The organism is Mesorhizobium sp. B2-4-15, assembly GCF_006658505.1.
Classification (GTDB): Bacteria; Pseudomonadota; Alphaproteobacteria; order Rhizobiales; family Rhizobiaceae; genus Mesorhizobium.
On the sequence record NZ_VFUZ01000007.1, the window covers coordinates 112,340 to 136,914 of the forward strand.

At 62.3% G+C, this 24,575-nt stretch carries 21 protein-coding genes and 1 riboswitch; of the genes, 10 read left to right on the forward strand and 11 right to left on the reverse strand.

From position 1 onward, the window contains the following. Positions 1-123: 123 nt before the first annotated feature. The 5 genes from FJ930_RS10825 to FJ930_RS10850 all read right to left on the reverse strand — a co-directional run bounded on the left by FJ930_RS10825 (position 124) and on the right by FJ930_RS10850 (position 5,640). Positions 124-1,401 (reverse strand): sugar ABC transporter substrate-binding protein, encoded by a 1,278-nt coding sequence (locus tag FJ930_RS10825; RefSeq protein WP_141837472.1) that lies wholly within the window; start codon positions 1,399-1,401, stop codon positions 124-126. Between the two features lie 29 nt (positions 1,402-1,430). Further along, complete coding sequence (locus tag FJ930_RS10830) at positions 1,431-2,618, reverse strand: PLP-dependent transferase (protein WP_141837474.1); 1,188 nt, start codon at positions 2,616-2,618, stop codon at positions 1,431-1,433. Beyond that, positions 2,615-3,349 carry a FadR/GntR family transcriptional regulator gene (locus tag FJ930_RS10835; protein ID WP_141837476.1) on the reverse strand — a complete coding sequence of 245 codons (735 nt, stop codon included), beginning with the start codon at positions 3,347-3,349 and terminating at the stop codon, positions 2,615-2,617. Before FJ930_RS10835 ends, FJ930_RS10830 begins: the two co-directional genes overlap by 4 nt. A 512-nt stretch (positions 3,350-3,861) precedes the next feature. Then, the gene (locus tag FJ930_RS10845) at positions 3,862-5,235 is read right to left on the reverse strand and encodes a PleD family two-component system response regulator (protein WP_141837478.1); all 1,374 of its coding nucleotides are present in this window, start codon (positions 5,233-5,235) and stop codon (positions 3,862-3,864) included. Positions 5,236-5,268: 33 nt separating this feature from the next. Then, the gene (locus FJ930_RS10850; RefSeq protein ID WP_006334976.1) at positions 5,269-5,640 is read right to left on the reverse strand and encodes a response regulator; all 372 of its coding nucleotides are present in this window, start codon (positions 5,638-5,640) and stop codon (positions 5,269-5,271) included. A 244-nt stretch (positions 5,641-5,884) separates the two neighbouring features. On the opposite strand from FJ930_RS10850, the gene FJ930_RS10855 reads away from it, so the two are divergent. Together FJ930_RS10855 and FJ930_RS10860 are read left to right on the forward strand one after the other, a co-directional pair. Next, positions 5,885-6,184, forward strand: a complete 300-nt coding sequence (locus FJ930_RS10855; RefSeq protein ID WP_141837480.1) for a DUF3572 domain-containing protein — start codon at positions 5,885-5,887, stop codon at positions 6,182-6,184. After that, complete coding sequence (locus FJ930_RS10860) at positions 6,181-6,834, forward strand: hypothetical protein (protein WP_141837482.1); 654 nt, start codon at positions 6,181-6,183, stop codon at positions 6,832-6,834. Before FJ930_RS10855 ends, FJ930_RS10860 begins: the two co-directional genes overlap by 4 nt. Before the next feature lie 49 nt (positions 6,835-6,883). Here the strand turns inward: FJ930_RS10860 and FJ930_RS10865 are convergent, their stop codons facing one another. Further along, positions 6,884-8,443 carry a hypothetical protein gene (locus FJ930_RS10865; RefSeq protein ID WP_141837676.1) on the reverse strand — a complete coding sequence of 520 codons (1,560 nt, stop codon included), beginning with the start codon at positions 8,441-8,443 and terminating at the stop codon, positions 6,884-6,886. 93 nt (positions 8,444-8,536) lie between these two features. Beyond that, positions 8,537-9,118, reverse strand: a complete 582-nt coding sequence (locus tag FJ930_RS10870; protein WP_141837484.1) for a GNAT family N-acetyltransferase — start codon at positions 9,116-9,118, stop codon at positions 8,537-8,539. Between the two features lie 65 nt (positions 9,119-9,183). On the opposite strand from FJ930_RS10870, the gene FJ930_RS10875 reads away from it, so the two are divergent. Next, complete coding sequence (locus tag FJ930_RS10875; RefSeq protein ID WP_141837486.1) at positions 9,184-10,512, forward strand: DNA polymerase IV; 1,329 nt, start codon at positions 9,184-9,186, stop codon at positions 10,510-10,512. Between the two features lie 65 nt (positions 10,513-10,577). Here FJ930_RS10875 and FJ930_RS10880 read toward each other — a convergent pair whose 3' ends face one another. Then, positions 10,578-11,084: a hypothetical protein gene (locus FJ930_RS10880; RefSeq protein ID WP_140741228.1), complete on the reverse strand. Its 507-nt coding sequence runs from the start codon at positions 11,082-11,084 to the stop codon at positions 10,578-10,580. Between the two features lie 176 nt (positions 11,085-11,260). Between FJ930_RS10880 and FJ930_RS10885 the strand changes: the two genes are divergently transcribed. Continuing rightward, complete coding sequence (locus tag FJ930_RS10885) at positions 11,261-12,142, forward strand: DMT family transporter (RefSeq protein ID WP_140741226.1); 882 nt, start codon at positions 11,261-11,263, stop codon at positions 12,140-12,142. Positions 12,143-12,279: 137 nt separating this feature from the next. Here the strand turns inward: FJ930_RS10885 and dnaE are convergent, their stop codons facing one another. Together dnaE and FJ930_RS10895 are read right to left on the reverse strand one after the other, a co-directional pair. Beyond that, complete coding sequence (gene dnaE, locus FJ930_RS10890) at positions 12,280-15,750, reverse strand: DNA polymerase III subunit alpha (RefSeq protein WP_181763350.1); 3,471 nt, start codon at positions 15,748-15,750, stop codon at positions 12,280-12,282. Between the two features lie 184 nt (positions 15,751-15,934). Beyond that, positions 15,935-17,947, reverse strand: coding sequence for an acetyl/propionyl/methylcrotonyl-CoA carboxylase subunit alpha (locus FJ930_RS10895; protein WP_141837490.1), 2,013 nt, complete (start codon positions 17,945-17,947; stop codon positions 15,935-15,937). Positions 17,948-18,143: 196 nt separating this feature from the next. Between FJ930_RS10895 and FJ930_RS10900 the strand changes: the two genes are divergently transcribed. The 6 genes from FJ930_RS10900 (at position 18,144) to FJ930_RS10930 (ending at position 23,071) form a co-directional block, all read left to right on the forward strand. After that, on the forward strand, positions 18,144-19,271 hold the full coding sequence (locus tag FJ930_RS10900; RefSeq protein WP_140693774.1) for an S-(hydroxymethyl)glutathione dehydrogenase/class III alcohol dehydrogenase: 1,128 nt from the start codon (positions 18,144-18,146) through the stop codon (positions 19,269-19,271). A 66-nt stretch (positions 19,272-19,337) separates the two neighbouring features. Next, a complete protein-coding gene (gene gfa / locus FJ930_RS10905) occupies positions 19,338-19,907 on the forward strand; it encodes an S-(hydroxymethyl)glutathione synthase (protein WP_140741220.1) in 570 nt (189 codons plus the stop codon). Between the two features lie 62 nt (positions 19,908-19,969). After that, positions 19,970-20,437, forward strand: coding sequence for a YaiI/YqxD family protein (locus FJ930_RS10910; protein WP_141837492.1), 468 nt, complete (start codon positions 19,970-19,972; stop codon positions 20,435-20,437). 194 nt (positions 20,438-20,631) lie between these two features. After that, positions 20,632-21,312 carry a DUF1345 domain-containing protein gene (locus FJ930_RS10920; protein ID WP_141837496.1) on the forward strand — a complete coding sequence of 227 codons (681 nt, stop codon included), beginning with the start codon at positions 20,632-20,634 and terminating at the stop codon, positions 21,310-21,312. An 84-nt stretch (positions 21,313-21,396) separates the two neighbouring features. Beyond that, on the forward strand, positions 21,397-22,278 hold the full coding sequence (locus FJ930_RS10925; RefSeq protein ID WP_141837498.1) for a cytochrome b/b6 domain-containing protein: 882 nt from the start codon (positions 21,397-21,399) through the stop codon (positions 22,276-22,278). A gap of 1 nt (position 22,279) precedes the next feature. Then, on the forward strand, positions 22,280-23,071 hold the full coding sequence (locus FJ930_RS10930) for a molybdopterin-binding protein (protein ID WP_141837500.1): 792 nt from the start codon (positions 22,280-22,282) through the stop codon (positions 23,069-23,071). A gap of 48 nt (positions 23,072-23,119) precedes the next feature. Here FJ930_RS10930 and FJ930_RS10935 read toward each other — a convergent pair whose 3' ends face one another. Beyond that, positions 23,120-24,121, reverse strand: a complete 1,002-nt coding sequence (locus tag FJ930_RS10935) for a hypothetical protein (protein WP_141837502.1) — start codon at positions 24,119-24,121, stop codon at positions 23,120-23,122. 304 nt (positions 24,122-24,425) lie between these two features. Continuing rightward, positions 24,426-24,512: riboswitch (glycine riboswitch) on the forward strand. Positions 24,513-24,575: the final 63 nt, after the last annotated feature.

Below are 24,575 nucleotides of genomic sequence, written 5' to 3' on the forward strand. Positions count from 1 at the left end.
ACGGGGAGAAGATGCCGGCAGGCAGATGAGGGGCTGCGCGAACCTACGAGAGGATGGCGCCGCCCCTCATCCGTCACCTTGTGACACCTTCTCCCCGTGAAATGGGGAGAAGGAAGAAGGACGTCACTTCTTGTTCTTAGCCATCCAATCCTGCTGTTCCTTGGTCAGGAACGCTGCCCACTGGTCGGCGACTTCCTTGGCCGTCTTCTGGCCAAGCAAGACTTCCTGGAAGTTCTTGATCGCCACCTGGTCGACGAAATTGCCGAGGTTTTCCAGATGCGTCGGCGGCGTCACCATTTCATATTTGGAGCTGTCGCTCAGTTCCGTGAACCAGCCCTTGAACTGCTCGGTCTTGAAATGCGCGTCCTGGTCGGCGCCGTTGTGGATCGGGATGACACCGACTTCCTTGGCCCATTCCAGATTGTCTTTCGGCGAAAGCAGCGTCGCCATCAGCTTCCAGGCGTCGTCCTTGTGCTGCGAGTTGGCGAACATCGCCCAACCGGCGTAGCCGAGCGTCGGATAGGATTTGCCGCTTGGTCCGACCGGCAGCGGCGCCACGGCGAAGTCGTCGGCGCTCATCTTGTCGGCGATGCCGAGCAGCGCGTCCGGATCCTGGTTGAGCATGGCGCAGGTGCCGGAATAGAAGCCGGTGACGGTTTCGTTGAAACCCCAGCTTACCGAATCCTTTGGCGCCAGACCCTGCTTGTACATGTCGGCCAGCATTTGCAGGCCCTTGACCGACCCCTCCTCGTTGATGGTCGAGGTGCCGTCGTCGTTGAAATAGCCGCCCTTCCCGGCCGCAATGTTCATGAACATGTGCATGCCGTTGAAGGCACCGGGGCCGCCGCGCAGGCAGTAGCCATATTTGCCTGGGATGGCGGAGATCTTCTTGGAGTCGGCGACGAACTCATCGAGCGTGGCCGGGGGGCCGTCGAGGCCGGCTTGCTTGAACAGCTTCTTGTTCCAGAACAGCGCGTTCACATAATAGCCGTAAGGGATCATGAACTGGGTGTTGTTGACCGTCGAGCCGAACTGCTTGGCGCGCTCGCCGAGCGTCTTGGCATCAGCCCATTTGGCCATATAGGGCCCGAGATCCTCGAGCTGGGCATTGTTGGCATAAAGGCCCATCCAGCGCTCCGGCATCTCGACCACGTCGGGCGTGTCGCCGGCCTGCACCATGGTCAGGAATTTCTCGAAGGCCTGTCCCCAGGGCAACGACACCAGTTCGATCTTGACGCCGGGATTGGCGGCTTCGAACTCGGCGATCTGCTTTTTCAGGAACTCGGTGCGCGGCGGGCTGGTGATGACTTCGACCATCTTGAGGGTCGAATCGGCCAGCGCGCTCCCGGCGGAAATCGCCAGCCCCGCAACGGTGGCAAGCATGACGGTCAGTTTTTTCATGTTCAAGACTCCCATTTTGAACCTGCTTGTTATTTTCTGGCTTTTTCGAAGGCCTGGGCGATATCGGCCCAGAGGTCCTCGACACTTTCCAATCCGACATTGAAGCGGATGGTTCGGGGGCTGACGCCGAAGCGCGCCATCGAATTCAGTCCTGGCGTCTGCTCCAGCGACGCCTTGGCCGGCACGACCAGGCTCTCGTGCCCGCCCCAACTGACGCCGATGCGGAAATATTTCATCGCATCGACGAAAACCGGGATGTCGATATCGTCCGTCACCTGGAAAGAGAACAGGCCGGCATAGCCGGCAAGCGTCGCTTTGCCGGGATGGTTCGAATAGGCGGGATGGTTGACCCGCTCGACATTGCCATGCGCCTTCAGCCGCTCGGCGATTGTGAGCCCGCTCTTCATATGATGCGGCAAACGCAACGGCAGCGTCCGCAGTCCACGCAACAGCAGCCAGGCCTCGAACGGCGACAGCTTGCCGCCGAGATAGGAGTACGTCTGCTCGTTGATATGCTTGATGTGCGCGGCCGAACCCGCCACTACGCCGGCGACGGTGTCGCTATGGCCGCCGAGATATTTCGAGGCCGAGTGCAGCACGAGATCGACGCCGTGCGAGATCGGCTTCTGGAAAACCGGCGTCGCCCAGGAATTGTCGATGGTGGTGACGATGCCCTGCTCCCTGGCCAGGCGGGTCAGGTGTGGCAGGTCCTGCAGCTCGAACATCATCGAGGTCGGGCTTTCCAGATAGAGCAGCTTGGCGCCGGGAAGTGCCGCCGCGACCGCATCGGGATAGGAACCGTCGACATAGTCGACCTTGATATTGAGGCGCGGCAGAAGCCGCTCGAAAAGGCGGTAGGCGTCGCCATAGCAATTGCGGACCGCAACGATGCGCTCGCCGGCGCCGACGAAGGCAAGCACGGTAGCGCTGATCGCAGCCATGCCACTTGAAAAGCCGCGCGCGGCCTCGGCGCCCTCGAGCGCGGCCACGCGCGCCTCGAACTCCATCACCGTCGGGTTGTCGCCGCGCGAATAGATCGGCTGCTTTCGTTTGCCGGCAAACGTATCCGCCATTTCGGCATAGTTGGCGAAGGTGAACAGCGACGTCTGGTAGATCGGCGGCACCACCGCGCCACCAGGGAACGGTTCGTCATGCGCCAGAAGCGTCGCCGCCTCGGCAAGATAGTCGTGGTCGAAACCGGTCGGATGCTCGTTCATGTCTGGCTCGGAAGTTTGAGTTTGGCCGCACCGCGCTTGAGGTCGTCCTCGACGGTGGCGATCAGCTTGAGCGCCTCGGCGCGCGCGCCTTGCGGGTCACGCGCGGCGATAAATTCGTAGATGGTGCGGTGGTAGGGAAAGCTGGCGTGGCCGAAGTCGCGCACGCCGAGCGGATGCTCCCAGAAGCGGTGGAACAGTTCGTGCATAGCGGCGATGATCTGTTCGAACAGCGGATTGCCCGAAACCCTGTAGATCGCCTGGTGGAATTCCCAATCCTCTTCCGACGACATGCCGTCACGGGTGCGAAACGCCTGTTCCATGATGTCGAGCTTGCGTTCGATCTCGGCGATATCGGCTTGGCTCGCGCGCTCGGCGCAAAGGGCCGCCGCCTCAGCTTCCAGCGCACGGCGGATTTCCAGAGTCTGCATCAGGCTGGTGAAATCGTTGCCGCCCGCCAGCGTCAGCGGCATGTGCAGCATGTCAGGAGACACAGCCGCCTTGAGGTAGGTGCCACTGCCTTGCCGGCGCTCGACGAGACCGAGCCCTTCCCACCGCGTCAGTGCCTCGCGCACCGTGTTGCGGCTGACCTTCAGCCGCTCGGCCAGAATACGCTCCGTCGGCAGCCGCTCGCCGGGCTGCAGGGCTTCGGCACGCACAAAGCCCACCAAAGCCTTCAGCACGGCGTCGTCGCGCGCCGTCGTCTGAATGGGTGGCAGGCTGTTCTGGTCCACATCAATTCCAAGTGGTTCAATGGTCCAACCAATTTCTACACAGAAGAAGGCCCCTGTCAATCGCTTGTCAGGAGGCCATCGAATGTCTGCGAGAGGCACGGTCGGCGAGTGGCAAACAGCCTTATCGGTTGAAGTCGCCATAGTTCAGGAAGCGTTATTCAGATTTTCCGCGCATGAAAAAGCCCCTGATATTTCGGGCTTGGTACAGAGTCTTGAGTCCGTTTTGAAACAAAGGGGGCCGGTCGGCGTTTGGCAGCGGTACGAGGAGGCCACTATGTGCCAGCGCCGGCCGGCCGACCCCACGGACCCAGGAGATGCGGCGGACCTGAGCATCATGGGGTATTCGAGAGATCGAGCCGGCTATCTACCCTCGTGCCGGCTTCGTCTTGACCAGCACACTTGCGCAAGAGCTTATGAAAATCAACACTTTCTTAACCAAGGCTCGCGAATCGCTTGGATTAAGGTAAACGGGTAACCCTGTCGGGAGCGCATGGATAATCGAGCCTGGGCCGTTACGCCGCTTTGGCGACGACGCGGTTGCGGCCGCCACTCTTGGCTTCATAGAGCGCGAGATCGGCACGCTTCATCAGCGCCGCCACCGTATCCACGCCCTTCAGTACCGACGACACGCCAACACTGACGGTGACCTCGATGGTCTTGCCATCGGCACCGAGGGCAAACGGCTTCTGGGCGATCTCGGCACGGATGCGTTCGGCCACCTTCTCGGCCACCGCGCCATCGGTGTCCGGCATGACCACCACGAACTCTTCGCCGCCGAAACGGCAGGCAAGGTCGATGCCGCGAACATTCTTGCGCAGCCGCCGCGCGAATTCCCGCAGCACCTCGTCACCGCCATCGTGGCCATGCGCGTCATTGATGGACTTGAAGCGGTCAAGATCGGTGATCATCACCGACAACGGCCGGCGCCGCGCCACGGCGCGGTCGAACAGCGTCTGCAGATGGCTGTCGAGATAGCGGCGGTTATGCAGCCCGGTCAGGCCGTCCGTTACCGCCATCTCGATGGTTTGGGTGACGCTGGCGCGCAATTGGTCATTGTAGCGCTTGCGGCGCACCTGGGTGCGCAGCCGTGCCGTCAGTTCCTGCTGGTCGATCGGCCGCATCAGATAGTCGTTGATGCCGAGTTCGAGGCCGCGGATGATGCGCTCCTCCTCGCCCTCCTCCGCCAGGAGAATGATCGGCACGAAACGGGTTCGGTCGAGCGAGCGCAATTGCGAGCAGAGCCTGAGCGGATCGAAATCGGCGAAGGCCGTCGAGATCATCACGCATTCGTAGGGTGTCTCGGCGGCCTGGAAGAAACCGGCGTGTGGATCGCTGGTGACGTCGAGGTCGGCACGGTCGCGCAGCATCTTCTCGATGCGCTCGACCGACGATTTGCGCTCGTCGATCAAAAGCACTTTTGGCGTCGTGTCCTCGGATGCGAAATTGCGGCTGAGCAACTCTTCGATTCCGATGTTGCGGGTCGTCGAAGCGCGCAGCCTGAGCTCGTCGGTCAGAGACTTCAACCTGACCAGGCTCTTGACCCGCGTCATCAGCTGCAGGTCGTTCACGGGCTTGGTCAGGAAGTCGTCGGCGCCGGCTTCCAGCCCGCGCACGCGGTCGGACACCTGGTCGAGCGCGGTGATCATCACCACCGGGATGTGCGATGTCGCCGGATCGCTCTTCAGCCGCCGGCAGACCTCGAACCCATCCATGTCGGGCATCATAACATCCAGCAACACCACGTCGACCTTGCCGTTTTCGCAGGTCTCGATCGCGTCAAGCCCGTTGGTGGCGGTCAGCACCTCGAAATATTCGGCCAGCAGCCGAACCTCCAGCAGCCTCACATTGGCAGGGATGTCGTCGACGACGAGGATCCGCGCGGTCATTTCACAAGGCTCCGGCTCGGCTGGAAAGGCACATCAGGCATCGCCCAGATAGGATTTGATGGTTTCGATGAAACGCGGCACCGAGATCGGCTTTGAGATATAGGCCTCGCAGCCGCCCTGGCGGATGCGTTCCTCGTCCCCTTTCATCGCGAAGGCAGTCACCGCGATGACCGGGATGACATGCAGGTCGTCGTCTTCCTTCAGCCATTTGGTCACCTCCAGACCCGACACTTCGGGCAACTGGATGTCCATCAGGATGAGATCCGGCCGATGCTGGCGGGCAAGGTCGAGCGCCTCCAAACCATTGCGGGTGCGCACCGTCTCGTATCCACTTGCTTCGATGAGGTCCCGAAAGAGCTTCATATTGAGCTCATTGTCCTCGACGATCATGACCTTCTTCGGCATCGACATCCCGTCCCGGTCGCCCTCCGCTCGAAGGCGGCCGTCATGCGTTCTTCCTCGAGCGCACCAAACCCTGCTTCACTATACGGCAATATGATTGACGAAACGGAAACCTATGGCTGCAAAGCAGCGCGATTTCCACCCCGTCTTCCCGCGCGTCGAAAAGGCGCGCCGCGTTGTAAAGCTTGCCGCAAACAACTCTTGCCATTACTGCGGAAGAGACTCATTCCGCATACCGAAGGTAGTGATGGCAAACGCGGCGTCAATGCGCGAAGAGGCGGAAACCCTTGCCGTGAAGGCGCTGGGTTTCGTTGCCACCGATCCGGAGCTGTTGCCGCGTTTTCTGGCGATCACCGGAATAGAGGCGCATTCGATCCGCAGGGCCGCCGGCGAGCCGGGATTCCTGGCCGGCGTCCTGCAGTTCATTCTCGCCCACGAGCCGACCCTGATGCGCTTTGCCGAGGAAACCGGTACGCCGCCGGCGGCCGTCGGCAAGGCGTTGCGCGCCTTGCCGCTCGGCGACGACAACCATGAGCGTTCGATATGAGCGATGATCCGGAGACCGCGCGCCAGATCGAGGAGCTGGCGGCCGACGACCGGCCGCTGCTGGTGCTCGACGTCGACGACGTCGTGCTCGAATTCATCCGCCCCTTTCCGCACTTCCTCAAGGCGCGCGGTTATGGCCTGACACTGGCGTCCTTCAGGCTGACCGGCAATATCGCCGAAACAGCCAGCGGCCGCCTGATCGAACAGCCGGAAGTCACGGCACTTCTGGGCGATTTCTTCGATGCGCAAGCCGATTGGCAGAGCATCACCGACGGTGCCGTGGAAGCCCTGGCAAGACTTGGCGACAACGCCGAGATCATCATGCTGACGGCCATGCCGCACAAGCATCGCGCCGTGCGCCGGGCCCATCTCGATGCCCTGGGGCTAAACTATCCGCTGCTGACCACTGAAATGGCCAAGGGACCAGCGGTGGCGAGGCTGCGCGGCCGTAGCAGCCGGCCGGTGGTTTTCGTCGACGATCAGCCGCACAATCTGGCGTCGGTGCGGGAATCGGTCGCCGACGCAAATCTTTTCCACCTGATGGCCGACAATTCGCTACGTGCGTTCCTGCCGCCAGTCCCGGGCGACGTCATCGTCGTCCAGGACTGGCGCGAAGCCGGGCCGAAGATCGCGGGCGCGCTGGGGTTCTAAGGCAAATCGCCCAAAAGTGACTTTGGTTTCGGGATCGAGGGCTGAACCCTCAAGGGTTCAGTTTCGCTCCTGATCCGCCATTGTCGTTACCGCCATTATCGCTACCGCCACTATCGTCGCCGTTGCCATCGTCCGCGCCGTTACCGTCATCGACGCTATCGTCCACTGCGGGATCGGCAGGCTTCAGCATGACACCGTTGACAGCGACCGAGCCGTCAGCCTTGGTGTTGATAACCCACTCCAACTTGCCATCCGGCAGCGTTTTGGCAAAACCCTTCGCCATGAGAGCGACAGGCACATACTGCCCGATCTCCGGCTGCGCCTTTGCCGCCTCCTGCAGATGCGCCATGATCTTGTCGAAGCCGGCGACATCGACAGTGAGACTCGCGTCGGGTTTCTGGCCGAAGCTTGTCATCTCGCCTTCCAGCGCGATCTCCATGTCTTTGTTCTTGACGGTGCTGTGACCGATAACGACCTTCGGCGTCTTGGCCAGGAAGTCGGCCTTGAGCTGGTCGCCGAATTCCGCCGACAACGGCGGTTTGTGATTGAGATCAAAGGCTTCGATAGCCTTCTTCGCCATGCTGTCGAGATCGATGTTCGCGCCGCCGAAGTTCAGGTCGATATCGGTGGGCAGCAGCGCCACGCTCCAGCTTGGCAAAAGCTGCTGCGGCACGGTCAGCCCTGAAGCCTTGATGCCATAGCTGATCTTGCCGTTCTGGGAGACGCCGTCGGTACCGAACACGGCGCTGAGCTGGGTCGCCCCGAAAGTGCCGATCGGGCTGTCGACCGCGAAATCCTTGAAGCCATAAGTGCCATCGATGCGCTCCCACACCGGAAGCGCGGCGAGCAGAAGCGACTTGAGTTGCGCCTGGTTTGCCTTCAGCGTCTTCTCGTCTTCATTGGCCACGGCAAATGCCAGGAGGTCGAGCAGCGGCTTGGTCTGCACGCCCTTGCCACTGGCTTCCACCGACAATTCCGGCGACCTTATCGTGACCGGAAAATTCAGCCCGCTCTCGGGATCATTGTATTTTATCGCTTCGACGAAGCTCGAAATCTTTTGCGATGTCGTGAAATCGACGCCGCCATTGGCCGCCTTGGTCGCGGACAGAGTCGCGGTGCCCGCGCCAGCGCTCATATCGATCTGCTGCTTGGCGTCCTTCGATGCCATCGTCATGCTCGCGATCGAGCTGGCGCCGCTGGTAAAGGCGGCCAGTTTCGGATCGTAGACGCCGGAACCCTTGCCGTCCTTGATTGAAAACTGTGTGCTTTGCAGCCCCTCGGGCCCGTTGAACTCGAAAGATGCGCTTTGCGAAAAATCCATCGAGACATCCCAGGATCCGTCACTGCGCGGCTTGACCAGCAGGGCGTAGGGCGCAAAGTCGAATTTCACCAGCTTCTGGTCGGGAAATGTCCCGGCCAGAGCCTTGAAATCAAACACGATCTTGTAGGCGTTGCCTTCGACCGAAACCTTCAGGATGCTCTTGTCGAGCGCCTGCTTGCCAACATAGCGGGACAGGTCATCGGACAATTGCTTCGCGCCCTGGCTGTCGACGGTCTGGCCGAAAGCGGGCGCGCTGAGCAGGAGCGCGGTAATGGCAACTGGCAACATACGGGTCACGGGAACTCTCCGTTTGGTCGAAAGGCAAAAATCTGTTCGTACTTCTGGTAGGGAAATACAATCACAACTGCAAGACAGCGATGTTCAGGCGCCCAGCACCAGTCGCATCAATGGCCGGCCGGCCTTCCGCTCGACGAGCCTCTCGAACCCGGCCTTTTCGAACACGCGCGACGAGCCGACGAACAGCCCGATGGAGCGCGAATCGCGGGACAGGTCGATCGGGCAGGCCTCGACAAGGCGTGCCCCGCTTCTGCGGGCGAAATCGATGCCGCCTTCAACGAGGCGATGCGTAATGCCCCATCCCCGCGCCTTGGCTCGGATGAAAAAGCAGGAGATCGCCCAAACGGCCGGATCAGAAGCGTCGGCGGGATCGATCGGTGCCGAGCCCCTGCCCTTGTTGTTCCATTCGGGCACGTCGGCGCGCGGTCCGATCTGCATCCAGCCAACCGCCTTCCCATCCTCGACGGCCAGCAGGCCGGGCGGTGGACCAGCTTCGATGCGCGCCTTGATGTGGTCCTTGTTGCGTTCGCGGCTGCTCTCGCGCCGCGCCGCCGGCGCCAGCCGGAAATGCGTGCACCAGCAGCCGTAACAGGCGCCCTGCTTGCCGAAAAGGTCCTCGAATTCAGGCCAGAGCTCAGGCGTCAGCGGTACTATGGTCGTGCTCATATGTTCTCCCCAGGCCAAGCTTGTCGCTGGCCCTGCACTGTCGTACCATTGCCCCTGTTCTCTTTATGTTCGCAGCGATGGCGGCCCCTGTCAACAATCCTGATCACGGTTTTTGTCGTGACTGCCTGACGTTTCAGCGCAGTGAAACGCGCCGCTGCGAGCGCTGCGGCAGCCCCCGCCTTGCCCGCCATCCGGAGCTTTACCGGCTGCATCTGGCCCATATTGACTGCGATGCCTTCTACGCGGCGATCGAAAAGCGCGACAACCCGGCGTTCAAGGACAAGCCGCTGATCATAGGCGGCGGCAAGCGCGGGGTCGTCTCCACCGCATGCTACATCGCCCGTATCAGGGGCGTGCGCTCCGCCATGCCGATGTTCAAGGCGCTCGAAGCCTGCCCCGAGGCCGTCGTGATCCCGCCCAACATGGAAAAATATGTGCATGTCGGCCGCGAAGTGCGCGCAATGATGCAGGCGCTGACGCCATTGGTCGAGCCGCTGTCGATCGACGAGGCATTTCTCGATCTCGCCGGCACCGAGCGGTTGCACGGTCTGCCGCCGGCGGTGGTGCTGGCGCGCTTTGCGCAGGCGGTCGAGACGGAGATCGGCATCACGGTTTCAGCCGGCCTCTCCTACTGCAAGTTCCTCGCCAAGATCGCGTCGGATTTCCGCAAGCCGCGCGGCTTCTCGGTCATCGGCGAGGCCGAGGCGGTCGGCTTCCTGGCGCCGCAGCCGGTGACCATGATCTGGGGCGTCGGCAAGGCGTTCAACGCCACGCTGGAGCGCGACGGCATCCGCACCATTGGCCAGCTTCAAAGGATGGAGCGCGGCGACTTGATGCGCCGCTATGGTTCAATGGGTGACCGGCTCTACCGGCTTTCGCGCGGAGAGGACGTCCGCCGCGTCGACCCTGACCAGGACGCCAAGAGCGTATCGGCCGAAACCACCTTCGACACCGACATCGCGTCATTCGAAGAACTGGTCTCGGTGCTGAGGGGTCTTTCGGAAAAGGTCTCGGCGCGGCTGAAAAAGTCAGGCATCGCCGGGCGCACCGTAGTGCTGAAACTGAAGACCCAGGATTTCAAGCTGCGCACCCGCAACCGCCAGCTCGGAGACCCGACGAGGCTCGCGGACCGCATCTTTTCGACCGGCGTGGACCTTTTGCGCCGGGAAGCTGACGGAACGAAATACCGGCTGCTCGGCATCGGCGTCAGCGACCTTTCCGACGACGACAAGGCCGACCCGCCAGACCTCGTCGACATCCAGTCGCGCAAGCGCGCCATGGCTGAAGGCGCCATCGATGCGCTACGCGACAAGTTCGGGCGCAAGGCGGTGGAAACCGGCTATACGTTCGGCAGGGGCCGCGATGCCCACCCGCCGGAGCCGCTCGAGGACTGACGCTGGATATCGGATATCCGGTATAGAGATTCAGCCCAGACATCACCTGAATATCAATGCACCCGTCAGGTGCGCTTCAGATCGATGCGACTGGTCACCACGTTCTTGCCGGTTTTGGGATCGTGGTCGGTGACGGTCAACAGAATGCCGTCGGTGCCTTTTTTCTCCACGGTCAATTGCGAAACGCTGTTGCCATTGACGGGCTTGGCCCAGCGGATGGCGAGATTGATCGCATTGCCGGAGCGGCTGCCGTTGAGCTGCGCCGGACCAGTGCGCGATCCCACATAGACGCCGCTGTATCTGGTGCCACTGGTTTTCAGATGCGCGCTGATGGCGCGGCTCACCAGGATAAGGCCGCGGCAGTTGCCGTCGAGCGACAACGAGGATGATGTCGAATCCGATTTGAATGTGCAGGAAACGCTGACGGTCGGGGCCTCTGTCGTCACCTGGACAGCCCCCTTGCCGGCGAAATTCCCCTTAAAGGACTGGAGAAATTTGGCCTCGTCGGCATGTGCCGCATTGGCAGCGACCAGCAGGCACCCGCAAAGCACAAATCGCGCTGGTGACATCATCGACCCTCTCCTCGTCAGGTGGTTATCCATCAGGTGAACCCCACGTCTCAACGCCCCTTCCGTCATCAAGTTCCGTCTGCGAAACGACCGTTTCGGACCAGCACCACCGCAACTGGCCCAGAAGAATGGCGCGGCTAGCGATTGCCCCGCCAGTCACCGCCTGCGAGATAGCTGACATGGCACCCACCCCTTCGATCACCAAGGCCGCGTTCTGGATGGCGCTGTCGATTGCCTCGTTCCTGGCGATGTCGGTCGCTGGCCGCGCCACGACAGCCGAGCTCAACGTCTTCCAGGTGCTGGAACTGCGTTCGGTGATCGGCTTTTTCATCCTGTTGCCGCTGGTGATGACGACAGGCGGATTTGCGGCGATGCGCACGCAGCGTCCCCTCGCCCATATCGCCCGCAATGTCGTCCACTACAGCGGTCAGGCGGCGTGGCTCTACGCGCTGACGCTGATCCCGCTGGCGGTGTTGATCTCGATCGAATTCACGACGCCGATCTGGACGGCAATCCTGGCCGTGACCTTCCTTGGCGAAAGGCTGAACCGCCCCAAGCTTGCGGCGGTCGTGCTGGGACTGATCGGCGTGGTGATCATCGTCCGTCCCGGCGTCGACGCGGTCGATCCCGGACATCTGGTCGTGCTGGGCGCCGCGGTCTGTTTCGGCGCCTCATTGGTTCTTGTCAAATCGCTGACGCGCACCGACAGTGTCGTGCGCATCATTTTCTGGATGCTGATCATCCAGTCCGCCGTTGGCCTCATCCCGGCGCTCTATGTGTGGCGCAACCCATCGCTTGAACTCTGGCCGTGGATCCTGCTGATCGCCTTCAGTGGCATGTCGTCGCATTTCTGCATGGCCCGCGCGCTCACCTATGCGGACGCGACCGTCATTTCACCCATGGATTTCCTGCGCGTCCCCTTGTCGGCGCTGGTTGGCTGGCTGCTCTATAGCGAACAGATCGACGCCTTCACCGCGGGCGGTGCGCTGCTCATCCTGATGGGCAACCTGCTCAATCTGCAGCGCAAACCGGTACAGCCGGCTGAAGTGGCGGCATCGTAGGCCGACCAGCCTCTTGGCGCAGCCGCGCCGGTGCGGAACGGTCTCTTGATGTGACCTTGTCCGAAGCCTTCTTGCCGATCACGGTGATATAGGCGGCGGATGCCGCCCGATGCGTGGTCACCTGGCAAAGGCGGCGATCACACCAGTTCCACTTCGACCACGCCCGGCACCGCGCGCATCGCCGAAGCGATCTGCGGCGAGACGCGGTAGCCGCCCTGCAAGGCAATCTCGATCTCGCCCTGCGCCTCTTCCTTGATCACGATAATGCTGACCTGGCTTTCGCCGCGCTGGGTGAGTTGGGACTGGATCATCGACGCCGGTCCTTCGTTCCTGACGAAAATGCGCAGCGCCTTCTGGATGCGGCTTGCCTCGTCCTCCAGCGATTGCACGGAGTTGATGCGCAAATTGACGCCCTCGGGCCTGTCCTCGGCGGCGACCTGGATGACGACGGAGCGGCCAGGCTCCAGGAAGTCGCGAAACTGGGCCAATCCTTCCGAAAACAGAACGGCCTCATACTGTCCCGACGTGTCGGAGAACTGCACCACCCCCATTTTGTTGCCGGTGCGTGTCTTGCGCTCCTGCTTGGTCGTCACCGTGCCGGCAAGCCGGCCGGCGGTGGCGCCCCGCTTGACGGCGGCCGAGAACTCGCCCCAGGTCTGCACCCGCATCTTCTGCAGCGCCGCCTTGTACTCGTCGAGCGGATGAGCCGAGAGATAGAAGCCGACGACCTGGAATTCGCGGTGCAGGCGGTCGGCGGCCAGCCACGGATCCGTTGCCGGCAGGTTGAGCGCCTGCGACTGTGCGCCCAACGAAGCGCCGAAAATGTCGGCCTGGCCGGAAACCGCGTTCTGCTGGGCAAGTGATGCCAGCCCCATCATCCGTTCGACGCCGGCCATCATCTGAGCGCGGTCGTGGCCGAAGCAGTCGAGCGCGCCGGCCATGATCAGGCTTTCGAAGACGCGCTTGCCGACGATCTTGGGATCGACCCGTTCGCAGAAATCGGCAAGGTTCTTGAACGGCTTTTCACCTCGCACGGCAACGATATGCTCGACCGCCGCGTCGCCGACGCCCTTGAGCGCGGCCATCGAATAATAGATGCGGTTCTCGCCGACCTCGAAGGGACGAAAACTCGTCATAACGGACGGCGCCAGCACCTCGATGCCAAGGCGCAATGCATCCTGCCGGAAGTCTGCGAGCTTGTCGGTGTTGCCCATGTCGAGCGTCATCGATGCCGCCAGGAACTCGACCGGGTAATGCGCCTTGAGATAGGCCGTCTGATAGGAGACCACGGCGTAGGCGGCGGCGTGCGACTTATTGAAACCATAATCGGCGAACTTGGCCAGCAGGTCGAAAATGAAGTCGGCTTGCGGCTTGGCAACGCCGCGCTCGACAGCACCCGAGACGAAGCGCTCGCGCTGCTTGTCCATCTCGGCGCGGATCTTCTTGCCCATGGCGCGGCGCAGAAGATCGGCTTCGCCGAGCGAATAGCCCGACAGCTCCTGCGCGATCTGCATGACCTGTTCCTGGTAGACGATGACGCCTTGCGTCTCCTTCACCAGATGGTCGATCTTGGGATGGATCGAGGCCATCTCCTCCTCGCCATGCTTTCTGGCGTTGTAGGTCGGGATATTTTCCATCGGGCCCGGCCGGTAGAGCGCGACCAGCGCGATGATGTCCTCGATGCAGTCGGGCCGCATGCCGATCAGCGCCTTGCGCATGCCGGCACTTTCAACCTGGAACACGCCAACCACCTCGCCGCGCGACAGCATGGCGTAGGTGTCGGGATCATCGAGCGGGATTGTCGCCAAGTCGATGTCGATGCCGCGGCGGCGGATCAGTTTCACCGCCGTCTCCAGCACCGTCAGCGTTTTCAGGCCGAGGAAGTCGAACTTCACCAGCCCGGCCTGCTCGACATATTTCATGTTGAACTGGGTGACAGGCATGTCCGAGCGCGGATCGCGGTACATCGGCACCAGCTCCGACAGCGGCCGGTCGCCGATAACGATGCCAGCGGCGTGCGTCGAGGCGTGACGGTAGAGCCCTTCCAGCTTCTGCGCCATGTCGAGCAGCGTCTGGACGATCGGCTCCTTCTCGGCCTCCTCGGCAAAGCGTGGCTCGTTGGCGATGGCATCGGCGAGCTTGACCGGATTGGCCGGGTTCTGCGGCACCATCTTGGACAGCTTGTCGACCTGGCCGTAGGGCATCTGCAGCACGCGGCCGACGTCGCGCAGCACGGCCCGGGCCTGCAGCGTACCGAAGGTGATGATCTGGCCGACCTGGTCGCGGCCGTATTTCTGCTGGACATAACGGATCACCTCTTCGCGGCGGTCCTGGCAGAAGTCGATGTCGAAGTCGGGCATCGACACGCGGTCCGGATTGAGGAAGCGCTCGAACAGCAAGGAGAATCGCAGCGGATCGATGTCGGTGATGGTCGTCGAATAGGCGACCAGCGATCCGGCGCCCGAACCACGGCCCGGACCGACCGGAATGCCCTGTGCCTTGGCCCATTTGATGAAGTCGGCAACGATCAGGAAGTAGCCGGGGAACTTCATCTTCTCGATGATGCCGAGCTCGAATTCGAGCCGCTCGCGATATTGCTCGACCGTGTAGCCCGGGGTCGGTCCATGCAGGGCAAGGCGGGCGTCGAGCCCCTCTCGCGCCTGCCGGGCGAGTTCCGCGGCCTCGGCCTTTTCGGCCGCGTCCTTGTCGGCACTGTCGCCGCCGGTGAAGCGCGGCAGGATCGGGCTGCGGTTCTTTGGGTAGTAGGAGCAGCGCAGCGCGATTTCGACTGTGTTGTCGATCGCTTCCGGCAGGTCGGCGAACAGCTGCGACATGTCGGTCTGGCTGCGCAGGAAATTGTCCGGCGACAGCCGGCGGCGGGTGTCGACGGCGACGACCGAGCCTTCGGCAATGGCAATCAGCGCGTCATGCGCCTCATAATCGTCGCGCGATGAGAAAAACGCCTCGTTGGTGGCGACCAGTGGCAGCTCGTGCGCATAGGCCAGATCGATCGTCGAATGTTCGATCATCCGGTCGTAGCCGGCAACCCGTTCCAGTTCGACATAGAGGCGGTCGCCGAACATCGCCTTGAGCGTCAAAAGCCGCGTCTCGGCAAGATCGCGGCGATCTTCCTTCAAGGCGCTGCCGATCGGGCCGCGCGGTCCGCCGCTGAGGCAGATCAGCCCATCAGCCTGCCCCTCCAGCATCCCGGTGGTCAGGTGCACGGCTTCGCCGGGTGGCGTTTCCAGGTAGACGCGGCTGACAAGCCTGACCAGATTGGAATAGCCGGCTTCGGTCGCCGCGATCAGGACGACCGGCCGCATCTCCGGGCCTTGCCGCCGGCGGTCGCGCTGGCCGTCGCTGTTTTCGCCGGAAAAGGCGAGCGCGATCTGGCAGCCGATGATCGGCTGGATGCCGTCCTTGACCGCCTTCTGGGCGAATTCCAGCGCGCCGAACAGATTGTTGGTGTCGGTGACGGCAATCGCCGGGGCTTCGTCTTTCAGCGCATGGCCGACGATCTTGCCAAGCTGAAGCGCGCCCTCGAGCAGCGAATAGGCCGAATGCACCCGCAGATGGACGAACGGCCGCACGGGCGCCTTCGGCGGCATGGCCGCAATCGCGGCTTCGCGCTTCAGGGGGTCGCGTGGAAGTCTCTCATCCGCCATGATTTCTCGTGCTGCCCGTAAAACTTGAGTCGATGGAGATGTATTGTCCGGGACCGGGCGATACCAGTCCAGCACAAACGACCACCAGCCACAGGCTTCCGCGACCTGCCCGGCTCGCCTCAGTCTCTCAGGCGAATTCCATGATCACCGCGTCGACAGCCAGGCTGTCGCCCGGCTTGGCGTTCAGTCTCGACACGACAAGGTCGCGTTCAGCGCGCAGCACGTTTTCCATCTTCATCGCCTCGACCACGGCCAAAGTCTCGCCGGCCTTGACCTCCTGGCCCTCGGCGACGGCGATCGACACGACAAGGCCAGGCATCGGGCAGAGCAGCAGCTTCGACGTGTCCGGCGCCACCTTCTCCGGCATCAGTTTTTCCAGTTCGGCGGTGCGCGGCAGCATCGCCCGCGCGGCCACCGACATGCCTTTCCAGGCGATGCGAAGACCATTTGCAACCGGCCGGATCTGGGCGGTGACTTGGCGCTTGCCGACCGTGCCGCGCCAGATGAGGTCGCCCGGCCGCCAGTCGGACGAAACGGTCAGCGCCTTGCCGCCGTCGATCGACAGGTCGATCTCCATCGGAATGGAAATCATGCCTTCGAGGATGGCCGCCGGCAGATAATCCTCGCCGAGCTTAACCACCCAGTCGCGCTTGAGCGCTCCCGAATGCGGCGCCAGGCGCCCACCCAAACGGTCGAGCCGGTCGCGGCGCAGCAGTTCGACCGCGGTCGCGATCGAGGCCAGCACGGCCTTTTCCTCGCTGTTCGGCACGATGGGCGCAAAACCATCGGGATATTCCTCGGCGATGAACCCGGTCGATATCGCCCCTTCCCGCCAGCGCGGGTGCTGCATCAGCGCCGCCAGGAACGGAATGTTGTGCTCGATGCCGTCAACCACAAAACTGTCGAGCGCTTCCGACATGGCGTCGATGGCTTCGAGCCGCGTCGGCGCCCAGGTGCACAGCTTGGCCAGCATCGGATCGTAGAACATCGAGATCTCCGAACCCTCGGTGACGCCGGTGTCGTTGCGGACGACGACATCGCCGAACTGTCCTTCCTCGGGCGGCCGGTAGCGGGTCAGCCGGCCGATCGACGGCAGGAAATTGCGGTAGGGATCCTCGGCGTAGAGCCGGCTCTCCACCGCCCAGCCGTTCAGCTTGATATCGCTCTGCTTCAAAGCAAGCTTCTCGCCGGCGGCGACGCGGATCATCTGCTCGACCAGATCGATGCCGGTGACGAGCTCCGTCACCGGATGCTCGACCTGCAATCGCGTGTTCATCTCAAGGAAATAGAAGTTCTTGTCCTTGTCGACGATGAACTCGACCGTGCCCGCGCTCTGATAGTCGACGGCCCTGGCCAGCGCCACCGACTGCTCGCCCATGGCCTTTCTGGTCTTGGCATCGAGGAATGGCGAAGGCGCCTCTTCCGCCACCTTCTGGTTGCGGCGCTGGATCGAACATTCGCGTTCGCCGAGGTAGAGCGCGTTGCCATGCGCGTCGGCCAGCACCTGGATCTCGATGTGGCGCGGGTCGACGACGAACTTTTCGATGAAAACACGGTCGTCGCCGAACGAGCTCTTGGCCTCGGAGCGGGCCCGGTCAAACCCGTCGCGCACTTCCGACTGGTTCCAGGCGATGCGCATGCCCTTGCCGCCACCACCGGCCGAGGCCTTGATCATCACGGGATAGCCGATTTCGCCGGCGATCTTCTCCGCATGGTCGGCATTCTCGATCACGCCGAGCCAGCCCGGAACCGTCGAAACCTTGGCGGCGTTGGCGAACTTCTTCGATTCGATCTTGTCGCCCATCGCCCTGATCGCCTTCGGCTTGGGACCGATGAAGACGATGCCTTCTTTCTCCAGGGCTTCGCAGAAGGCCGCTCGCTCGGACAGGAAGCCATAGCCCGGATGCACGGCCTGGGCGCCAGTCTGCTTACAGGCTGCGATGATCTTTTCAGGGACGAGGTAGCTCTGCGCCGCCGGCGACGGTCCGATATGCACCGCTTCGTCGGCCATCTCGACATGCACCGCGTCGCGATCGGCATCGGAATAGACGGCGACCGTGGCAATGCCCATCTTGCGTGCCGTCTTGATGACGCGGCAGGCGATCTCGCCACGGTTGGCGATCAGGATCTTGGTGAACATGCGGATATCCCTCGGGTCGGCCGTTCCTTTTATGACCTGTGCTGGCGCGGTCAAGCCGGGTGGGTCAATCGCCGCCTTTCAATCGGTTAGGGAATAAAATTCTGCACGCTGGCCCAAGTGTGCAACCAGCTAGCAGTTGATCGTCGAGGCAAAACCTGAAAGCGTGCGCAAAAATCGCCTTTGGAGGAATTGCCTGATGAAAACGCGCGCCGCTGTCGCCGTCGCCGCCGGAAAGCCGCTGGAGATCATGGAGGTCGACCTCGACGGTCCTCAGCCCGGCGAGGTGCTGGTCGAGATCAAGGCGACCGGCATCTGCCACACCGACGAGTTCACCCTGTCGGGCGCCGATCCCGAAGGCATCTTCCCGGCCATTCTGGGCCACGAAGGCGCCGGTGTCGTGGTCGATGTCGGCAAGGGCGTCACCTCGGTCAGGAAGGGCGACCATGTCATCCCGCTCTATACGCCCGAATGCCGGCAGTGCCCGTCCTGCCTGTCCAGGAAAACCAACCTCTGCACCGCCATCCGCGCCACCCAGGGGCAAGGCCTGATGCCGGACGGCTCGTCGCGCTTTTCCATCGGCAAGGACAAGATCTTCCACTATATGGGCTGCTCGACCTTCTCCAACTTCACCGTGCTTCCCGAGATCGCGGTGGCCAAGGTCAATCCGGACGCCCCTTTCGACAAGATCTGCTACATCGGCTGCGGCGTCACCACCGGCATCGGTGCGGTCATCAACACCGCCAAGGTCGAGCAAGGCGCCACCGCCGTCGTCTTCGGTCTCGGCGGCATTGGCCTCAACGTCATCCAGGGCCTGAAGCTTGCCGGCGCCGACATGATCATCGGCGTCGACCTGAACAACGACAAGAAGGAATGGGGCGAGCGCTTCGGCATGACGCATTTCGTCAATCCGAAGGAGATCGACGGCGACATCGTGCCTTACCTCGTCAACATGACCAAGCGCGGTGCCGACCAGATCGGCGGCGCCGACTACACGTTCGACTGCACCGGCAACACCAAGGTGATGCGCCAGGCGCTGGAAGCCTCGCATCGCGGCTGGGGCAAGTCGGTCGTCATCGGCGTCGCCGGCGCCGGCCAGGAGATCTCGACGCGGCCGTTCCAGCTGGTCACCGGCCGCAGCTGGATGGGCACCGCCTTCGGCGGCGCGCGCGGCCGCACCGACGTGCCCAAAATCGTCGACTGGTACATGGACGGCAAGATCCAGATCGATCCGATGATCACCCACACGCTGAAGCTCGAGGACATCAACAAGGGGTTCGACCTCATGCATGAGGGCAAGTCGATCCGAAGCGTCGTCGTTTACTGAAGCCAGCCACACGCCGCCAGCCAACCGGCCAGCGACCTCTGTGGTTCACAAACGGGAGGAAATGGAATGGCGGAGAAACTGCATCCAAAAATCGACAATGGGCTGCCCAAGGAGAGCGCGAGCTTTGCCGGCGGCACGCTGATCTGCCTTTGCACCAGCAACCCGGTGAAGGTGAAGGTCAAGGGCCAGATCGCCCACAACCACGCCTGCGGCTGCACCAAATGCTGGAAGCCGGACGGTGCGGTGTTCTCTGTCGTGGCCGTGGCCGGCACCGGCGATGTCACCGTCGCCGAAAATGGCGACAAGCTCAAGGTGGTCGACCCCGCCGCATTGATCCAGCGTCATGCCTGCACCGGCTGCGGCGTCCACATGCACGGGCCGGTCGAGCGCGATCATCCGTTCAAGGGCCTGACCTTCATCCACCCCGAGCGCTTCGAGGAGGACGGCTGGTCGCCGCCGGGCTTCACCGCCTTTGTCTCCTCGATCATCGAATCCGGTGTCGATCCGGGCCGCATGGACGGCATCCGCGGCCAGCTGAAGTCGATCGGGCTCGAACCCTATGACTGCCTCAACCCCGGCCTCATGGACTACATCGCCACCTGGACGGCCAAGAGGTCTGGCGCCCTGCCGGCATGATAGCTGAGATTCCAGGCGGGGGCCGGATATGTTTCCGGCCCCCGCGCGTTCCTGGAGAGACAATGCCCGCACCCGCCATCTACGTCGATGCCGACGCATGCCCGGTGAAGGCCGAGGTCGAGAAAGTCGCCGACCGCCTTGGCATCGTCGTCACCCATGTCTCCAATGGCGGCCTGCGGCCCTCACGCGATCCGATGATCCGCAACGTCGTCGTCTCCAAAGGCGCCGACGCCGCCGATGACTGGATCGTCGAGAACGCCAAACCCAACGATGTCGTGGTGACAGCGGACATTCCGCTTGCCGCCCGTGCGGTGGCGCTTGGCGCGCATGTGCTTGGGCCCACCGGACGTCCCTTCACGCCGGAAACCATCGGCATGGCGGTGGCCATGCGCGACCTCAAGCAGCATTTGCGCGAGACAGGCGAAAGCAAGGGCTACAATGCCAGCTTCGCGCCCCAGGACCGCTCGCGGTTCCTCGGCGAGCTCGACCGTATCTTGCGGCGCGCGCTGAAATCCGCCACACCCAGCTGAAGCAATTCCAGGAAAAGTGCGTAGCGGTTTTCCGTCCGGAATTGCGTCAAAACAAGAGATAAGGCAATTCCAGGAAAAGTGCTTGGCGGTTTTCCGTCCGGAATTGCGCCAAAACAAGAGATAGAGCGGTTCGCCGTTTCCGTGAAACGGTGAACTGTTCTAGAAGCAGAGCGCCATTCAGGGTGGAGACCGCCATGGCCGCCGAAACGCCTCCAATCAAGAAGCCGATGCAGCGGCACATGCTGTTTGTAATGTCGGCGTGTATTGGTGTCTTTGCGCTCCTTGTGGCGTTGCTCCTTCATGCCCCGCTAGCCTATTCGATCGGCGCCAACGCCTTCTTTGCCGCCTATGTCATACTGGTCGTCGCCCAGATGCCGAAGTTCACGGGCACCTATCTCAGCAAGAATGCGCGCGCCACCGATCAGCCGGTGCTGGTCATCTTCGCGGTCACGCTGGTCGTCGTCGGCCTCGCCATCATCTCATTGTTCCTGTTGATCAACCAGAAGGACAAAGGCCATCCCATCGAACTCGGCTTCGCGCTGCTGTCGATCCCGCTCGGCTGGTTCACCATCCATGCCATGGCCGCGCTCCATTATGCCCATGTCTACTGGATGGACGGCGAAGAGGTCGATGCCGGAACCAAGAAGAAAGTCCCCGTCGGGGGCCTGCTGTTCCCGGGCGACAAAAGGCCGGAAGGCTGGGATTTCCTCTATTTCTCCACCGTCATCGGCATGACCGCGCAGACCGCCGACACCAACATCTCGACGACGCATATGCGCCGGGTCGTGCTTGTCCACTCGATCCTGTCGTTCTTCTTCAACACGGTGATCGTCGCCGCCGCCGTCAACCTCGCCGTCAGCCTGGGCGGTTCGTAATAAATCCGTGATCGGATGAAACATCGTTTTGGATCGCAACGTATCAGGAGGACAATGGCCGCGCAGGCCGGGAGACGAGAGAAGATGGAATCGGTTGCCAAAAGCGAACCCACCGCCGGACCGGACGCTCCAGCGTCACGTGACAGGAACTTGATCTACCGTCAGTCGCGCTGGACGCGCACGACGCATTGGATCTGGGCCATCTCACTGTTTTTCATGCTGCTTTCCGGCCTGCAGATATTCAATGCCCGACCACAGCTCTACATCGGCAAGCAGTCGGGTTTTGGCTACAGCAACACCGTCTTCGCCATTGGCGCCGAGAATACCGACGCAGGGCCGCGCGGCTACACGGAAATCTTCGGGCACCGCTTCGACACGACAGGCGTGCTTGGCTGGTCGGGTCCGTCGGGCAACGAGACGGCGCGCGGTTTCCCATCCTGGGCGACCATCCCTTCCTACTATGATCTCGGCACGGCCCGCGTGGTGCATTTCTTCTTCGCCTGGATCCTCGTGACGACGCTGATCGTGTGGCTGGTCGCCAGCCTGATCAACGGCCATATCCGGCGCGACCTTGCACCACGCCTCGACGACCTCAAGCGGCTGCCACAGGACATCGTCGATCATGCAAAGCTGAAGTTCCACCACACACGTGAATACAACACGCTGCAGAAGATGGCCTATGGCGGCGTGCTGTTCGTGCTCTTGCCGCTGATGGTCATCACCGGCCTTGCCATGTCGCCGAGCATGAATTCGGTGCTGCCGTTCCTGAACGACCTGCTCGGCGGCCGGCAGACGGCGCGCACCATCCATTTCACCGTCATGGTGCTGCTGGTCGCCTTCTTCATTATCCACATCCTGATGATCCTCGCCGCGGGACCGATCAACGAGCTGCGCTCGATCATCACCGGCTGGTATCGCACCGATCCTCCAGCACCGGACGATGAAACAGCGCAGAGGAGTGCCTGACATGGCGAAGTTCCAGATCAGCCGCCGGAAATTCCTGACCGCCGCCAGCCTTGGCGCCTCAGGCATCATCTTGTCGGGTTGCGATGCCTTCGACAGCCAGCTGAGCATCGGCGACGGCCTGCGCAGCTTCCTCGAGAACGCCAATGATCTCACACACCGAGCGCAACGCCTGCTTGCAGGCCGCGATTCGCTTGCACAGGAATTCACCGAGGCCGATATCCGTCAGCCAATGCGGCCGAACGGCGTCACGGCGCCCGATGACGACGCCTACAAGGCCCTGCTCGCCAACAATTTCGCCGACTGGCGATTGGAGGTTTCCGGCCTTGTCGAAAAGCCGCTGTCGCTCAGCCGCGAGCAGCTCCAGAACATGCCGAGCCGCACCCAGATCACGCGTCACGACTGCGTCGAGGGCTGGAGCTGCATCGCCAAATGGACCGGCACGCCGCTGTCGCTGGTGCTGGACCAGGCGGTGGTGAAGCCGCAGGCTCGCTATGTCATGTTCCATTGTCTCGACACGATCGACCGCAGCCTGTCGGGCGACGTCAAATACTACGGCACCATCGACCTGATTGACGCACGCCACCCGCAGACGATCCTCGCCTATGGCCTGAACGGCAAGCCGCTGCCCGTCGAGAACGGCGCGCCGCTACGCGTCCGCGTCGAGCGCCAGCTGGGCTACAAGATGCCCAAGTATCTTTACAAGATCGAGTTGGTCGACGGATTCGCCGATGTCGGCGGCGGCCGCGGCGGCTACTGGGAAGACAATGGCTACGACTGGTATGGTGGTATTTGATAGTCAGAGAGAATAGTGCTCCGACGTCGACGGCTTAACAGCCAATACTCAAGCAACCTTTTCGAGCAGCGGCTTTAGGGCCGGATGGATTTCCGGCGAGGCATGCTTGATCAGGGTCAGCAGTGCACGCTCGTTTTCGTAGAGAGGCCGATTCAGCCCGATATGCTCGACCAGCCATTTGGCTTCGCCGGCATCGATCGTTTCGGCGCGCCGGGCAAAGGCCTCCGCCGCCCTGTTCTTCGCCTCCCATTCGACTTCGATGTCATCCGGGGACCGGTAGGCCTCGATGATTCCGGCAAGGCCACCGGAGACCATGCGGCTGAAGAAGCCGCCGATTTCCGGGTCGGCTTGATCGAGGAAGCTTTCCTGGCGCAATGCCACATCGCGGGTCGGCGCTTCATAACCGGCCGAGCACATGACGAAGTTGGCGATCGCCTTGACGAACAGCTCGTTCCAGGAGGGGTCGTTGTTGGCATGGGCAGTCTGTTCATTGATCCTGAACAGCACCTCGGCCTCGCCGCGGGTAATGGCGATGTTGCCGTCACCGCCATGGGCGTAGAGGATGCGGCGCAGGAGCTCGACCTCCGCCTTGGCGATCAATCCCGGAACCAGGGCGCCGCCCAGCATCAGCGGTCCCTTGCCGTCGATGACGGCGTGGGCGACTTGCTCGAGGGCGTAGACGCAGAGCCGGCCCGGCGACGATTTAGCCTCTTCCAGCACATGGACCAGCAATTCGAGTTCGGTTCCGCGGTCGACCATGCCGTCCCGCGAGATCGTGCGGATCAGCCAGTCGGCATTGTCTTGCGAGATGTAGCCCTCCGGCCTTTCCTGATGGACGATGTAATCGGTCACTGCCTCGACAAAGAATGGCGCCCACTCCGCGCACTTGTTCCGCGCCGTCTGGTCGAGCGCGAACAGCGCCTCCGCCTCGCCGCGCGTGACCACACCATCGGCGAACACGTCGCGGCGCAGCATCACCACATCCTCCGGAGCAATGCTAATCTTTGATGTCAGCCCCGCCACCGGCGCGCTCATGATCAATTCGCCCATTTGTCGTCCCCGTCCGCGCAACGCGTCACATCAGCCTGCTGTATCATGAATGTCTTGAAAAACGGGCAAATGGCGTGGTTAGCAAAGACTTCTCGGCCAATGTATGTCGCCCAAAAGCAGGCCCTCGGGCTCGACCCGAGGTGTGCAGCGGTTTTGGGAGAGCAAGCAACATGCATCAGAACAAATATCCAACGCGCATCGCCCAAACCCGCTTCAGCACGACGCGCTTTAGATGTCGCTGGGAGGTGACAAGGTGTCGCCGACGGGCTATGGATGGCGCGTCGAGGGCTCAGGCTTTGAGTCCTACCTGTTTGCGGGAGAGAGCAGCGAGAGCTGCCGCCGAAGGGGAAATCGCCCGAAATCTCTCAGGCAAAAGAACCGTGGACGGGAAAGACACTCTGGAAAGTCGGGGCTTGCCCCCGCGCCGAAGGTGTAAGCGCCGCTGACAGAGTTC